The sequence below is a fragment of the Paenibacillus amylolyticus genome, assembly GCF_051136285.1.
GTDB classification, from domain to species: Bacteria; Bacillota; Bacilli; order Paenibacillales; family Paenibacillaceae; genus Paenibacillus; species Paenibacillus amylolyticus_F.
In genome coordinates this window covers 430,530-446,643 of the sequence record NZ_CP194938.1, presented here as the reverse complement: position 1 = coordinate 446,643, position 16,114 = coordinate 430,530, and the positions used below count along the sequence as shown (strand labels likewise).

Annotated in this window: 13 protein-coding genes; 5 read left to right on the top strand and 8 right to left on the bottom strand. The window is 43.9% G+C overall.

What is annotated here, in order from left to right; genetic code table 11:
- Positions 1-2: 2 nt before the first annotated feature.
- Together ureC and ureA are read right to left on the bottom strand one after the other, a co-directional pair.
- Positions 3-1,715 (bottom strand): urease subunit alpha, encoded by a 1,713-nt coding sequence (ureC, locus tag ACR8BL_RS02040; RefSeq protein ID WP_434752980.1) that lies wholly within the window; start codon positions 1,713-1,715, stop codon positions 3-5.
- Positions 1,715-2,338 carry an urease subunit gamma gene (gene ureA / locus ACR8BL_RS02035; RefSeq protein WP_434751065.1) on the bottom strand — a complete coding sequence of 208 codons (624 nt, stop codon included), beginning with the start codon at positions 2,336-2,338 and terminating at the stop codon, positions 1,715-1,717. The genes ureC and ureA overlap by 1 nt, the downstream gene beginning before the upstream one ends.
- A 311-nt stretch (positions 2,339-2,649) precedes the next feature.
- On the opposite strand from ureA, the gene ACR8BL_RS02030 reads away from it, so the two are divergent.
- Positions 2,650-3,534, top strand: a complete 885-nt coding sequence (locus ACR8BL_RS02030; protein WP_434751064.1) for an AraC family transcriptional regulator — start codon at positions 2,650-2,652, stop codon at positions 3,532-3,534.
- A 124-nt stretch (positions 3,535-3,658) separates the two neighbouring features.
- On the opposite strand, the gene ACR8BL_RS02025 is transcribed toward ACR8BL_RS02030, so the two are convergent.
- Together ACR8BL_RS02025 and ACR8BL_RS02020 are read right to left on the bottom strand one after the other, a co-directional pair.
- On the bottom strand, positions 3,659-5,218 hold the full coding sequence (locus ACR8BL_RS02025; protein WP_434750997.1) for an IS1182 family transposase: 1,560 nt from the start codon (positions 5,216-5,218) through the stop codon (positions 3,659-3,661).
- Between the two features lie 287 nt (positions 5,219-5,505).
- Entirely contained in the window at positions 5,506-6,684 is a 1,179-nt protein-coding gene (locus ACR8BL_RS02020; RefSeq protein WP_434751063.1) for an IS110 family transposase, read from the bottom strand.
- A 346-nt stretch (positions 6,685-7,030) separates the two neighbouring features.
- Between ACR8BL_RS02020 and tnpA the strand changes: the two genes are divergently transcribed.
- Together tnpA and ACR8BL_RS02010 are read left to right on the top strand one after the other, a co-directional pair.
- A complete protein-coding gene (tnpA, locus tag ACR8BL_RS02015; protein WP_434751062.1) occupies positions 7,031-7,504 on the top strand; it encodes an IS200/IS605 family transposase in 474 nt (157 codons plus the stop codon).
- Between the two features lie 270 nt (positions 7,505-7,774).
- Complete coding sequence (locus ACR8BL_RS02010; protein ID WP_434751061.1) at positions 7,775-8,755, top strand: ROK family protein; 981 nt, start codon at positions 7,775-7,777, stop codon at positions 8,753-8,755.
- 72 nt (positions 8,756-8,827) lie between these two features.
- On the opposite strand, the gene ACR8BL_RS02005 is transcribed toward ACR8BL_RS02010, so the two are convergent.
- A complete protein-coding gene (locus ACR8BL_RS02005; RefSeq protein ID WP_434751060.1) occupies positions 8,828-10,030 on the bottom strand; it encodes an AraC family transcriptional regulator in 1,203 nt (400 codons plus the stop codon).
- A 311-nt stretch (positions 10,031-10,341) separates the two neighbouring features.
- On the opposite strand from ACR8BL_RS02005, the gene ACR8BL_RS02000 reads away from it, so the two are divergent.
- Positions 10,342-11,694: an MFS transporter gene (locus ACR8BL_RS02000; protein ID WP_434751059.1), complete on the top strand. Its 1,353-nt coding sequence runs from the start codon at positions 10,342-10,344 to the stop codon at positions 11,692-11,694.
- 82 nt (positions 11,695-11,776) lie between these two features.
- Entirely contained in the window at positions 11,777-13,564 is a 1,788-nt protein-coding gene (gene uidA / locus ACR8BL_RS01995) for a beta-glucuronidase (protein ID WP_434751058.1), read from the top strand.
- 141 nt (positions 13,565-13,705) lie between these two features.
- On the opposite strand, the gene ACR8BL_RS01990 is transcribed toward uidA, so the two are convergent.
- From ACR8BL_RS01990 to ACR8BL_RS01980, 3 genes are all read right to left on the bottom strand, one after another.
- Positions 13,706-14,452 (bottom strand): AAA family ATPase, encoded by a 747-nt coding sequence (locus ACR8BL_RS01990; RefSeq protein ID WP_434751057.1) that lies wholly within the window; start codon positions 14,450-14,452, stop codon positions 13,706-13,708.
- Between the two features lie 133 nt (positions 14,453-14,585).
- Entirely contained in the window at positions 14,586-15,107 is a 522-nt protein-coding gene (locus ACR8BL_RS01985) for a DinB family protein (protein ID WP_434751056.1), read from the bottom strand.
- Between the two features lie 219 nt (positions 15,108-15,326).
- Entirely contained in the window at positions 15,327-16,088 is a 762-nt protein-coding gene (locus tag ACR8BL_RS01980) for a helix-turn-helix transcriptional regulator (protein WP_434751055.1), read from the bottom strand.
- Between the last annotated feature and the right edge of the window lie 26 nt (positions 16,089-16,114).

Below are 16,114 nucleotides of genomic sequence, written 5' to 3'. Positions count from 1 at the left end.
AATTAACTCAAGAAATACCGCTGTGCCATTGGAAGTTCGTCAACCGGAAGGCAGCGCAGCGTTTCACCATTCACGGATACCGTATATTTTTTCGGATCAACCATAATATTCGGCGTTTCTCCGTTCAAAATCATATCTTTTTTACTGGCTGCACGACAGCCGGTTACAGGTTTTAATGCTTTACTGAGTCCAAGAGGAGAGAGAGTGCCTGCATCGATGGAAGCTTGTGAAACAAAGGTCGCACAAATGGCTGAACGTGCTTGGCCATAACTTCCAAACATCGGTCTGTACATATATGGCTGTGGTGTCGAGATGGTGGAGTTCGGATCTCCCATCACACTATGAATAATCATACCGCCCTTAACGACAAGCTCCGGTTTAACTCCAAAAAAGGCGGGTTTCCATAACACAAGATCGGCCATTTTGCCGACTTCAATTGAACCTACGTATGTGGAAATGCCATGGGTAATTGCAGGATTAATCGTGTATTTCGCAATATATCGTTTAACACGCTCATTATCTGCCTGATGATCACCGGTAAGCGAACCACGTTGTTTTTTCATTTTATCCGCCGTCTGCCATGTTCGGATTGCCACCTCACCTACACGTCCCATCGCTTGTGAATCCGAACTTGTCATACTGATTGCACCGATATCATGTAAAATATCTTCCGCACCAATCGTTGTCTCCCGAATCCGCGAAGCGGCGAAAGCGACATTCTCCGGAATTTTGGGATCGAGATGATGGCAAATCATCAGCATATCCAGATGCTCATCGACTGTATTTCGGGTATAAGGCATGGTTGGACTGGTGGAAGAAGGCAAGACGTTCGGCATAGAAGCTACACGTAACAAGTCCGGCGCATGACCGCCGCCCGCACCTTCAGTATGGTAGGTATGAATGGCTCGACCATTGAATGAACGCAAACTGTCCTCCACATATCCAGCTTCATTTAACGTATCGGTATGGATATTGACCTGAATATCATATTTTTCCGCCACGCTTAAACATTTGTCGATAACATAAGGTGTGCTTCCCCAGTCTTCATGAATTTTCAGCCCGCCGACACCAGCAAGTACTTGTTCGATCAACGCTTCAGGTCTGGAACTGTTACCACGACCAAGCATCACAAAATTCATTGGCAGTGAATCGAGCGCTTGTAACATGCGTTCAATATGCCATACGCCCGAGGTACAGTTGGTTGCAAGTGTGCCTGTAGCCGGGCCAGAACCTCCGCCGATCATCGTCGTAATCCCACTCTGAAGCGCAATTTCAATTTGCTGTGGAGAGATGAAGTGCACGTGGCTATCTACACCGCCAGCGGTCACAATCAAATTTTCACCAGAGATCACTTCTGTGCCTACCCCAATATACATGTCAGGATCGACACCATCCATCACAAATGGATTTCCCGCTTTGCCAATGCCCCGGATCAGTCCATCCTTAATCCCGATATCAGCTTTAACAATTCCCCAAGTATCGACAATAACAGCGTTGGTAATGACCGTATCCAGAACACCTTCATCCCGTGTCGCTAAAGGGTGTTGTCCCATACCATCTCTAACCGTTTTACCTCCGCCAAAAACACACTCATCTCCGTACACCGTAAAGTCTTTTTCGATCTCAATTTTTAACGAGGTGTCCGCGAGCCGAATCCGGTCTCCTGTTGTTGGACCATACATGCTTGCATACGTTGCACGATCAATGGTGTTCATCATTCAACCCTCCCGTTGGTTAGTCCGGCGAATCCGTGGATTTCTTTCGTTCCACCGATTTCAACCAGCGTAATTTCATGCATTTCTCCTGGTTCGAAGCGGATGGAAAGGCCTGAAGCGATATCTAGCCGATATCCTTTAGTACCTTCCCTGTCAAATGATAAAGCGGGGTTCGTTTCAAAAAAATGAAAGTGTGATCCGACCTGAATAGGACGGCTTCCCGTATTGGTCACGGAACGGGTAATTCGTCTCCGATCAGGCAGCAGCACAATGGGGTCATTCGCAAATTCATATTCACCGGGTATAATCGCATCATCGATCCGGGCAACTGGCTCATGTACAGTCACAAGCTTCGTTCCATCCGGGAACGTAGCTTCAATCTGGACTTCGCTCAGCAGCTCAGCTACGCCATCCATTACCTGATTCGCAGCCAAGAGGTGACGAGCTTCTTCCATCAGTTGTTTCACGGTTTTTCCATCCCGTGCACCTTCTACAACGAATCCTGAAATATATGCAGCCGCTTCCGGATAATTGAGCTGAACGCCACGTTTAAGCCTTTTATCGGCCATATCTGCAGCTAGATACATCAGTAATTTTTCACGTTCCTGTACGGTTAAATGCATAGTCAGCAACTCCTTTGCCGGGTTAAAATAATGAGAAATAACAGGATGAATATCATGTAATCTTTTTCCAATATCCACTTATGTTTGAAAATGTAACATGGTTGTCGGTGGCAGTCAAACAAGAATGTCAAATAACATAACATCAGAAGATCGATTTGTGCAAGAACACAAATGATTGTTAAAGAAAAGGTGCTTAACACAATATTAGTGCGGAGATGGGTGGGGCATGATGAAACTTCAGAGTGCACAAATCGTTGCGAAACCTTGGTTACATAAGGCTATACTTTACTTTAATTGAGAGGAGGGATCAGATGGATTGGCTGATGAGAATGAATCGTGCTCTAGATCATATTGAAACGAATCTATCCAACGAAATCAGTTTAAAAGACGTTGCGCAGTGTGCTTGCTGTTCTTCATATCAATTTCAGAGGATGTTCTCGTTCATTACGAATGTGCCACTGGCAGAGTATATTAGAAGAAGACGGCTTACACTGGCTGCTATCGAATTACAGACCAGTGATGCGAAAGTGCTTGATGTTGCAATAAAGTATGGCTACGAATCTCCGGTATCGTTTGCAAGGGCATTTCATGCGTTACATGGAGTGAACCCTGCACGTGCAAGAGAAAAAGGGACGGCGCTCAAAGCCTATCCACGGCTTTCCTTTCTTATCTCTATTAAAGGGGCTGAGCCTATGAATTATCGCATTGAAACAAAAGAAAGCTTTGAAGTGTTCGGGATCGAAAAAATATTCAGCTTATACGGAAAAGAAACCCCAGCCTACTTATGGAAACAAAGTCATGAGAATGGTGAGGTTGAAAAACTTGCACTCCATGCCAATGGGCTGCCTGATTTTTTAAATCAGAACTATCATCAAGTACACGCTATGTGCAGTTACAGACCGACGGAAGAAGAAACATTTCCGTATATGTTGTGTGCATTTAAAAAGGAGACAAGTGGAACTGCTGGTTACACCGTCATAACTATACCTGCGCATACGTGGGCCATCTTTTCATCCGAACCATTTACCTGGGATCAACTGGACGAGGTAATGGATACGTTATATAAACGTTTCTTCTCGGAATGGCTCCCCACAGCAGGTTATGAGCAAGTTGACGATCTCGAATTCGAGGTTACAGGAAACAACGATGGACTGCAATTTGTAGAATTATGGTTTGCTGTACGGAAAATCAATTAGTTGGTTCCATCTAAAATAAGCTAGCCTAAATAGCCAGAGCCAGGGGCTGTCTCAAAAGCCTTTAAAAAAGAACATCGGTGAAGAGAAGGAACACCGATACGTCCAAACGAGACCAAGCAGAGGTTCATCCTGATTGGTCTCGTTTACGTTTTTCCGCCATTGTCGCTTTTTTGAGCAGATTATGGGCAAGGCAAAGCCACCCGACCTCCAGGCTTACTTTTTGCAAGCCGCGAAGCAGGAATCTTCGGAATCCCCGATTGTTTTTCATTTGTCCAAACACACTTTCAGGCTCGATCATGCGCCGAACGGAAAGACGATATCCTTCCTCGCTGCGCAGGCGTTCTCGCATCTCGTTTTTTTGCCGCAGGTAGGTCAGGCTTATGGCAATTTCCCGATCTCCTTGGGCCCTGGTGCATATCGATTTCATGGGGCACTGGCTACAATCTTCGCTCAGGTAATGACGGGTGCGAATCGGGTAGCCGCTCTCTGTCACTGTCTGACGTTCCACGCGAAAATGTAATGTTTGTCCAGCCGCACAGGTCCACGTATCTGACGTTTCGTTGTAACTCCAGTTGTCTACTTTACCCATAGCTCGCTGAAAAGTCCTTGTTTTTTCCTTATGGTATGTCCCGTACTTCACGATACCCTGAATGTTTTTTTCCTCCAGATAACTGTAATTTTCCTCACTACCATACCCCGCATCGGCAATGACGGTCTTGGGTTTCTGGCCTAGCATTTTTTCCAGATGATCCAGATGGGGCTTCAGACATTTGGTATCCGTAGGCCGCTGGTGGACGCTGTAGCCTAAAACAAACTGATTTTCTGTTCCGATCTGTACATTGTATCCAGGCTTCAATTGACCATTTCGCATGTGATCTTCTTTCATTCGCATAAACGTCGCATCCGAGTCGGTTTTGCTGTAGCTGTTTCGCTCGCCAACAGTTTGAAGCTGATGCTCATATTTTTGCAACCGGGGCAGCAAGTCCTTCCGCAACTGGCGCACCGCTTTTTTGAGGGTTTTGTCCTTGGGTTTTTCGCTGAGTTTTTCTTCTAAGTGCTTCACGGCTTGCTCCAGCTTTTCCGCCGTGAGCGCCGAGGTTTCACCAAGTTCAGGCAGGTCGGCCCCGGTATGGACGGCATCCTCTTCGTTTTCTGCCTCTTCGATGGCTTGAAACAAGGTATGTACTTTTTCTTGCAGCTTGGCCTGGTGCTTGACGACGGCTTTTTTCCACACAAAGGTATAGCGATTCGCATTCGCTTCGAGCTTGGTTCCGTCCAAAAAATAGTGATCCAAGGATACGTATTGCTCCTGAACCAACAGCTCCAGCACATGGGTAAACACGGTTTCGAGCACTGCTTTCATCCGCTCGGAACGAAAGCGATTGATGGTACGGAAATCTGGTTTTTGGCGTGCGGCGAGCCACATGAACATGATATTTTCGCGAACCGCCTTGGCGATTTGCCGGGAAGAATAGATGCGCTGGGTGTAGGCGTAGATGATGATTTTAGTGAGCATTTTGGGATGATAGCTGTGGCGGCCACCACCAGGATATGCGGCGTTGAAAATGGAGTCGCTCAGGCGGTTAACTGCGTCATTCACGACACGCACAAGATGATTTTCGGGGATATCTGTCTCCAAATCCATTGGCAAGAACAGTTGATCCATGGTATATTGAATGTACAAAAGAAGCCCTCCTTAAAGTGGTTGCTCGACACTTCCATTTTACCAAGGAAAGGCTTCTTTTTGTTGTGTAAATTTGAAAACTGGGGCTATCCCGAGTCTTTTTATGACTTATGGGACAGCCCCTATTCATTATGGCTTTAGCCAGTTGAGTGCGTGAAACGCGCGAAACAAAAACCAGCTAATGTTTGTCAAGCATTTCAGCTTGGATGAGTTTTCTTTTCATGTTATACTTTTTTCGACCAATGCAAATAACCTCCACTGCAATGGAGGTTTTGGTTAAATATGGATTATACTTGGTAGGGCTGGCCCTTCTGCAAGATGGCGAAAATGTGATGCAACAGCTTGTTTGCGCAGGCGATCACGGCCACCTTGTAGGGCTTGCCCTCGTTTCTTTTTTTCTCGTAGTACGAGCGGATTCTTGCATTCGCATTCTTTCGCATTCCACATTGAACCGCTAAATATAGCGAACGTCTGAGCCTTTTAGAGCCTCGTTTCGTGATTCGTGTACTTGTCGCTGTGAACTTTCCTGAACTGAAAATCCCGGGGTCAAGGCCCGCAAACGCTACAAGTTGCTTCGCATCTCTAAACTGTTTCACATCACCTAGTTCAGCTACAATGGCTGCGGCCAGTTTCGTTCCAATTCCCGGAATACTTCTCATTAGTTCCACTTCAGGCAGATTTTCTGCGAGTTCCTCCATTTGTTTTTCGAGTTCCTCCAGTTGCCGAATCATCGCGAGCAATAAAGAGACCATTCCAAGCAGTGCCTTGCTTTGAGCAGGGCTACGCCGAATTTCTCTCCATTCATTCAGTACTTCCTCCAGTTTTCTCGCTTTTTCATGGGCCCATCGCTTGGAATGGGATCGTCCCGAATTACCCTGAATGACTTCATTCCAATTCGTCACACTTCCCTCCAAACAATGAGACAGCACGGTCAATGATGTTGTTGAAAACACATTGTAAAATATCTGCTCATACGCCGGAAAGACTTGCTCCAGCAAGGCTCTGCTGTTCAGCTTCGCCTGCACAAAGATTCCCGTGACAAACTCATGCTGCCGAGTCAAATGCTGTAGTTCTGTAAACATCTCATCCCAATTTCGATGTGGTTTCACGTCGCCGCGATAGTACATCTCTGCCAGATGCCAAGCATCTGCAGCATCTGTTTTAACTTTGCGCAACTGTGTTCCCTTGGCTCGCTTGGATTGCAAGGGATTCACAATGTAGTAGGTGTAGCCGCTCCGATTCAGACAGGACACTAAGGCACGATGGTAATGTCCAGTCGCCTCCAAAACAACCACTGGCTCAACTCCCGTTTCGGCTTGAAGGGCGCCTAATATCTCCGTGAATCGTTCGAACCCACTCGCAACATGCTCAATGACGATAGCTTTACCAACGGGCTCATTTCGTTTTTGAAATGCCTGTATCACACTTGAACCTTTAGCGACATCTACACCAACAACAGGTTCCATGTCCTCACTCCTTGTCTTTCGTTTCGCCGGTCCTTTCCACGATGGTTCCAAACCCATAGCTTCGCTTGTTATACGGGGTCAACTGCCCCTACCAGCCCAAACATGGTCTTTTGGAGGTCGTGGGAGAACTGTTTTTGTTACGAGGTCCTAGCCCCTAAAACCGCCACGTTCTCCCGGCTTCCCCCATCGTAAAACGACCACAAAAAAAGGCCAACCAGTAATTACTGGCTAACCTGATAATACGAAAACCACCCGCTATGCGGGTGGAGGGATGAAGGGTTTGACCATTATGACCATTCCAATACAATTGAGATGTTCAGGCTCAAAAAGAAAGGAATGGTCATTCATGGCAACCAAGAGCTACAGCCTAGCTCACACGAAGTGGATGTGCAAATACCACATTGTGTTCACCCTGAAGTATAGACGGAAAGAAATTTATAATCAAGTGAGAAGAGATTTAATTGAAATCTTCAAACGATTGTGCAAGTACAAAGGAGTAGAAATTATAGAAGGTCACATGATGCCCGATCATGTCCATATGCTGGTAGCCATACCACCTAAAATTGCAGTCTCCACGTTTATGGGATATCTAAAGGGGAAAAGTTCGCTCATGATCTTCGAAAAGCATGCCCAGCTCAAGTATAAATATGGAAATCGAAAATTTTGGGTCGAAGGGTACTACGTGAGCACAGTGGGGCTAAATGAAGCAACAGTGAGAAAGTATATTCGTGAGCAAGAAGCGCATGATCAGGCGTTAGATAAGCTGAGTGTAAAAGAATACGAAGATCCATTCAGCAGTAATCGGAGCAAAAAGAAGTAAACCAGTTTAACTGGTAAGTGAAAGAGACAAATAACAATGAGCCTGAACGTCCCTGCTGTCAGGCTAGCGTCTTTAGGCGCAGTTTGGCATCAGGGGGTTATACCCCAAGAGCAAACCACCCGTTGGACGGGTGGTCCTGATTTGTGAAATTTCCTGAACCCGGCACGGCAATAGCACTGCTATCATTGTATTCGCTGTAAATTTAGATTTTCCCCCGGTTTCGTGGTTTAATATTGAGGTGTCTATATCATTAAAAGTCAGGATGTTAACATGAGTAAATATATAATTGGAATAGATCTGGGCGGTACGAATATCAAATCCGCTGTTTTTAATACAGAATTCAAAAAAATTCAAGAGCGAAGTGATGCAACCGAAGCAGATAAAGGACCTGCTCATGTGTTGAATAAAATGGCAAAGATAACACAAGAAATGATGTTGGCCGAAGGAATCCATCCAGATGAGGTAAATTGTATGGGTATAGGCATACCTGGCTTATTAGATCCCCAAACGGGTTTATCTATATTTTCGCCTAATTTTCCCGAATGGGAGAATATCCATGTAGTGAATCATATGAACAAACATTTTGATTTCCCTGTTTTTATCGACAATGATGTACGCGTTAATCTATATGGTGAATGGCTGTTTGGTGCAGGTGTCGGTTGCCGCAACTTGGTATTAATTACCTTAGGAACCGGTCTAGGCTCTGGAATCATCAATGACGGGAAGGTAATCTACGGAGCAACCTCAAGTGCAGGCGAAATTGGACATATGAATATGTATAGAGAAGGTCGGCCTTGTCGTTGCGGGAGTTCAGGTTGTCTTGGAAGATACGCATCTGCCATTGGAATGGTTCGAACGTTGACGGAAAAGCTGGAGGCAGGCCGATCCAGTATGATTACGGAGTGGGTAGAAGGAGATGTGTCCAGAATCACAGCTCATATGATCTCGAATGCGTATGATCTTGGCGACGCGCTTGCTGTTGAAGTCATGCACGAAACAGGAGAGATATTAGGTTTCGGCCTTTCCAATGTGATAAATATGTTGAACCCAGAAATAATTATCGTAGGGGGCGGCATGTCCGCAGCTGGTGATCGTCTCCTTAACACCGTCCGTAATACCGTTCATAATCATTCATTAAAGCTCTCTTCAGGAGCTTGTACCATCGTGCAAGCCAAATTGGGCGGACAAGCGGGCGTGATCGGTGCTGCGGCATATGCGAATCACAGGCTACTTTCGAACACCGGAATGTAAATTTACTAAACAAGCTTTCAACAGCCGCTTTTACAGCGGTTTTTTGTTGTTTCTGACCAAATTTAATTTAATTTAATCTTGTTTTCTTTGATCTTTAAATTGTTTGGGAGTACATCCCGTATACGTTTTAAACACTTTCGCAAAATAACTCTGATCGTAAAAGTTCAAAAGAGTAGAAATCTCCGCTAATGAATAGTGAGAATACGTCAACAAATGTTGAGCTTCTTCAATTTTCGTTTTCAAAATAAACTGCGAAATGGAGATGCCTACTTCTTTTTTGAACAGATTGGACAAATAATTCGGATTCAATGCAGTGATTTTAGCCAGTTGTGCGATCGTAATCCGTTCATTTAAATGGTTGAAGATATAGTTTTGGCAGATGTTAATCGGTTTCGAGTATTTGTGTTTTTTACTACGCTTCACACGTTCCGCAAAATCAAGCAGAGCAACCTCCATTAAATCCTCTACCGCTTGGCTGTTGGTTAAATCCTCAATTTTGAGGATATAAAAATCACTAAGATTATAAGCAATCTCTTGAAAAACACCACCTTCTACCGCTGACCTTGTCGCAAGCGTGATAAGGGAGATCGCCAGATTCTGTTGACTACGCAAATAACTCGTCTTGGACAACACACTTTTTTTGCCTTGTTTATGAATCGTATGAAAGGATTCCAGCACCTTATCGGTTCTACCCAATCGAATGAAATCAAATACTTTCTTCTCTTTATCAATTTCAGTGTGAATGAGATTATTTTGACGGTCGTCTATGATTTGCTTATATGGTTGCTCGATTTCCAGCGTTTTTCTCCAACGCTCATTCTCATTTTTCATTAAGATTTCGTCCAGCGTTAGCTTCTCCTGATAGAGCATGAAATACATCATCATACTAAGATTAATCAATTTAAACGTACTCATCACAGGGACTCCGTCGAAATACATCTTCACTTTCTGGTGATCCACCTTAGCTAACAAATCACTTAGAGTAACACGAATGATTTCCTCTGTCATTTTAAAATTAATAACCGGGCCTACAATGATGATTCCTTTCCACTGATGATCTGCACGAATACGTATTGCAAAAAAATTCTCCAAATAGATTGTTTCTCGAAGGACAGGAAGTTGCTCGAGTGGCATGCTGGAAAACAGGTCTGTCATGATCTTATCGTCAGAGGGAAGTAAGGGGTTATGCTGGAAATCCACAGGGGTGACCTGATAGATTAGCTTGTATTCGTTATCCAAATAGTAGACGGGTACATTGTATAAATGATGTGTCATATTACATATATATTCAACGTTTTCATCACAAAAGTTATGCATCACCAAGCCTCCGTTCCAGTCTAAGAAGTGAAAAACACATGTGAATATTCCTATTTACATGTGAAACTTACCATATGAAACATCACAATACCGATTATAATTTGTCATGAAATCGATTTCAAGCATGGGTTTAAGGGGGATCAGCTACTTAAGCAATATACGGATCAGCTACATCCTGATATGAGAGCGTTATCAAAAAAAGCAGAATCATCTTGTAATAAAATAAGACAATAGTTATTCCAAATTTTTGAATAAAGAGGTGGATTTTTATGCGTCCTTTCGGATATAAGGATAAATTCGGCTATTTGTTTGGTGATTTTGGAAACGATTTCTTTTTTGCCTTGGTTGGCTCATTTTTGATGGTCTATTACACCGATGTATTTCATATTAACCCGGCAGCAGTCGGAGGATTATTCCTGTTAGCCCGTTTGTGGGATGCCGTAGCCGATGTCACGTGGGGACGTTTTGTTGATACGCGTAAAGCAAGCAAACATGGTAAATTCAAACCATGGATTTATCGCATGTCATTTCCGCTTGTAATCTCTGGGGTACTCATGTTTGTTTACATTCCAGGGATGCCCGATGGATTTTATCTCGCCTACGCTTATGTTACTTATATTCTTTGGGGAACGCTTTACAGCACCGTTAACATTCCTTACGGTTCCATGGCTTCAGTCATTACTGCTGACCCCGTAGAACGAACCGTGCTGTCTACATGGAGATCGCTGGGAGCAACATTGGCGCAATTATTTGTAGGCGTGGTGGGCCCATTGCTGTTGTTTGTAAATAACGAAGCGAGTGCAAGCCGTTTTTTACTGGGAGCTGTTATTTTTGGAATATTGTCCATTGCTTCTTATATGGCGTGTTATAAATTATCGCTCGAACGTGTTATCCCAGATGCGAATGAGAAACCCAACACCAACTTGAGAAAAACACTTTATGGACTTTTGAAAAATAAACCACTCATCGTCTTCCTGATCGGATCGCTCATTTTCTTAATCAATTTAATGTTGCTTGGCACGGTTAATACGTATTTGTTCAAGGACTATTTTGGTAACGCGCAATTACTTAGTGTGTTCAGTCTGGTGCAAGCTGCGCCTATTTTTATCGGAATGCCGTTAATCAAACCACTCGTAGCAAAGTTCGGGAAAAAAGAAGTTGCCGCTGCAGGCTTTTTACTCTCAACGCTTGTTTACTTGCTGTTATATCTCATACCGAACCTTTCGGCTGTTCAATACATGGCGATTCTGTTCATTGGGTTGTTAGGATACGGTCTGTTCAATCTGATCAGCTGGGCGTTTATTACAGACCTGGTTGACTATCATGAACATGTCACAGGACTGCGAGAGGATGCAACGATATATTCCATTTATTCCTTTTCGCGTAAAGTTGGGCAGGCCGTTGCTGGAGGTATTGGCGGGGTAGCTATGGCGGCTGTCGGGTATAATGCTACACTGCATGTGCAAACAACACGTACACTTGAAGGTATTTATTTCTTGGCAACGCTTGTTCCAGCTATAGGCCTGTTTCTCGTATTTATCTGCATAGCTTTCCTGTATCCATTAAACAAGAAACGTACAGCACAACTTGTAAGCGATATCAACGCAAAACGAATGAACTGATACCCGAGACCCGTTTCACAACGTGTACAAGGCAGGAGGTATAGGAAGCAGCTATTTTATAGAGAATGAAGGAGAGGTTCATATGTTATACCCTATATTGACCGAGACACGTAATCTAATCGATCTGAATGGAATCTGGAATTTCAAGCTGGATACCGGAGAGAGCTTTCAGGAAAATTGGCAAAAGGAAAAACTCCAAGATCCGATGCGCATGGCTGTTCCAGCTTCATATAACGATATCGGAGTATGCGCCAAAATTCGTGACCATGTGGGCTGGGTCTGGTACGAGCGGGAGATCACGCTGCCGAATGTGATGAGTGAAGAGAGAGTTGTATTACGGTTTGGCTCCGTTACTCATTTAGCCAAAGTATATGTGAACGGGGAGTTTGTTGCCCAGCACAAAGGCGGCTTTTTACCTTTTGAAGTTGAAATGAACCGTTACCTGCACAATGGAAAGAATCGCCTAACCGTTGCTGTAAATAATATCGTGGATGAAACAACACTACCCGTTGGTTCCATCATTGAGAAAGAACATTCAAATGGACAAACAACGGTGCACAATCTGCCGAACTTTGATTTTTTCAACTATGCCGGTCTGCATCGCCCTGTAAAAATATATACAACACCAACGACCTATGTTAACGATGTCACGATCGTAACGGAATTGGATGGACAGGTTCAGTATTCCATTGATGTGATTGGATCTGCGTCAGTTAAAGCTAAAATTATCGATGAATCCGGCTCTTTGGTTGCAGCATCCGAAGGCGAATCCGGTACAATGATCATATCAGATGTTAGACTCTGGGAGCCGCTGAATGCCTACTTATACACGTTGCGTGTAGAACTGGAAACCGAAGGGGAAACCATAGATGTTTATGAACAGCCGTTCGGGGTGAGAAGTGTCGAAGTGAAGGAAGGCAAGTTCCTGATTAATGATAAACCCTTTTATTTCAAAGGGTACGGCAAACATGAGGATACCACAATACATGGCAGAGGTTTTAATGAAGCGGCCAATGTACTCGATTTTAATCTGATGAAATGGTCGGGAGCCAACTCCTTCCGTACTGCACATTATCCATATTCTGAAGAAGTCATGCGACTGGCGGATCACGAAGGATTTGTTGTTATTGATGAGGTGGCAGCTGTAGGCATGCATCTGAATATGCTGGTTGTACATCGCGGAGGTGTGCTCAAGAACACATGGGACGAGCTTGATACGTTTGAACATCATCAGGAAGTCATTCGGGAACTCATCCAGCGGGACAAAAATCACCCCTGTGTGGTCATGTGGAATATAGCCAATGAGCCTGCCTCTGAGGAAGAAGGTGCGTATGAATACTTTAAACCGTTAATTGATTTAACGAGAAAGTTAGATCCCCAGAAACGCCCGGTTACCATTGTTACTCAAATGGAATCCTCCCCTGAAAAGGATCAGATTGCAGAGCTGTTGGATATTCTCACCTTCAACCGATATTATGGATGGTATGTGGATGGTGGAGATCTGGATTCAGCTAAGGAAAAGCTTCGCGCTGAATTCAATGGCTGGCTAAAGCGATGCCCGAACAAACCCTTCATGATGACTGAATACGGCGCAGACACGGTTGCCGGATTACACGATGTTGAACCTGTGATGTTTACGGAGGAATATCAAGTAGAATTTTACAGAGCGAACCATGAGGTATTCGATGAATTTGAACAGTTTGTTGGTGAACAAGTATGGAACTTTGCTGATTTTGCGACCAGTCAGGGAATTATCCGTGTACAAGGCAATAAAAAAGGAATTTTCACACGGGATCGCAAACCGAAAGCTATCGCACATGAACTGAAAAGACGCTGGACAACTATACCGGATTTTTATTACAAGAGTTAAGAACGAATAAGGAATATGACATGAAACCTTTCAGAATGATTAAATAAAAAAGACAGCTAATGATTATGATTAGCTGTTTTTTTTATTTAATGTCAGTGATAAGACAAGTTGCAGGAGCAGACCAGAGAGGGGGTGGTGTCCTTAATCGTCTGCGTTCGAATTTTCAAACAACTGCTGTATCATCTTATCCTTGTTATTTAAAAATTCCTTCATGATCAGGAAATGATCTGTTTCTTCCAAGGTCTGAATCTCAATGCCTTCCGATGTCAGGTTGAAAATCTGCGCATCGGGATATGCCATCAGAATGGGAGAATGGGTAGCGATAATAAATTGTGAGTTTTGTTGCACGAGTTCATGGATTCGGGTAAGCATAGCCATCTGACGAAGCGGCGACAACGCGGCCTCAGGCTCGTCCAGAATGTATAAACCATTTCCCCCAAACCGATGAACAAATGTCGAAAAAAAGGACTCCCCATGAGATTGCTCATGCAGAGATTTCCCACCATACGAATCCTTAATTGGAGGGCCATATGAAGGCTCACGATCCAACTCATCAATGGTTGTTGCCAGATTATAATAACTTTCGGCTCTGAAAAAGAACCCGTCCTTGGGACGCCGTGTACCTTTGACTAATTGAATATGCTCATACAAGTTCGAATGTGTAGCTCGGGTAGAAAACGTAAAGTTCATGGTGCCGCCTTCGGGATTGAAGCCCCACGATACAGCAATCGACTCCATTAACGTAGACTTGCCCATCCCGTTTTCACCAACGATGTATGTCACTTTAGGATGGAACTCAAGCGTGTGCAGGTTACGGATGACGGGCAAGTCAAAAGGATACTCATTGTAAGCGGCAATTTGATTGCGTTTCAGCTGTATTTGTCTCAAATAGGCTGGAGTTCCTTTCAATTCACTTCACCCCCGGAGATTAATAATACGCTTCGTCTGACCCGTAGTAATGGAGCTTCCTTTATACCCGGAATAGCCTACGAAATTATTTCGTGTTGAATGCCGTCACCCGTTATATCTGGACATTATAACGCTCACGAAGGATAGATAAGTGATGCAGCTCATGTCCGGTAATCACGTAAGCAATGGAGCGGGCGGAAGCCACTTGATCATTGACCAAACCTTTGCGTATCATGGCTTCTGGACTCAGACGACGAAGTAGAAGAAGCGTGGAGTGTCGTACCGCTGAATATTCTTCAGCCAGATCCACCACGGTATACGTTTCAAAAGGATGACCTGACATAAAAATGTCCTGATCGTACCCTGGAAGAGAAGTATTATCCCCTCTGGCAATACGAAGCAAACGGCCGCTCATAATGCGCTCATTATCAATAAGATGGCCGAAAACCTCTTTAACACTCCATTTCCCTTCACCATAACTGAAATTAGCTTGTTCCTCCGATAAAGAGCGAATTGCGCTTTCTACACGTTCAGCTTGCTTTTCCAACAATTCAACTACATTTCCTTCGGGAACAAGATGGATATATCCTTCGTAATAAGCTGCATATTCTTCTTGATTAGGTCTTTCGTTCATGTCATATCTCCTTAAAATATCATATTTTTGGTATTTATTTTAACATTATTTAGGCAAGAACCCTATAGTGAAGTCCAATATGAGGATTAATCAATTTTGGGTCAGGATAAGTCATTGCATTCCATATGATTGAACATCTATCTTTAATATAAGAGAGCGCTACCAATCCACAAAAATGATCTTCGAAATAGAAAAGGCTGTTCCAAATGGTGCAGATGCTCAGAGCTGTTGCTTGAATTGTTTAGGCGATACACCTGTAATCTGTTTGAACTGTCGGCAAAAATGCTCTACATTACGGTATCCGCACCTGTCGGCAATCTCTGCAACCGTATATGGATGGTGCCTAAGATTCTCTTTTGCCAATCGAATTCGGCTATGGATAACATCGTCCATACAGGACAATCCGAAGGCTTTTTTATAAATAAGCTGTAAGTACCCTGAGCTGATATTCATCGTTTCGGCCATTTTAGTAACCGTCCATGAATGACTCGGATCGTTGTGAATCGCTGTTCGAAGTTTCATCAGAGGATAGTGATGCGGGCCAATGTTCTCTTGGCCACAAGATTCCAGCAACTTGTTAAACAACGTTCGAAGCAAATAATCTATGGATGATTCCCGGTAGTCTTTCTGAAAGGAGTGCTCCGCGACAAGCAATTGAAACAGCTTATGACAATATTCGTGGTCATCTAATGGAAAAGGCTCGCCCAGCGGCAGAGAAGTATCAGTTACATACAGCTCATCACTTGCAAAACGAATCCAATCGTTCATATATTGCTCTGAACAAGCGCGGTAGTATATTTTCTGATACGGCGGATACAGAACAGCACAATGGGGCGGATATTCTTCCAGCTTACCATTCACCCAGAACTGTGCTGGAGTCTGCGTAACGACCAACAGCCAGCAATCATGACCTTCGGGTATATCAAATACAAACGGACTGTGATGAGCAGCATCATATTCAACATAAAAAATAGTATTCATTCCTCATTCTTCACCTTTCTTCATAC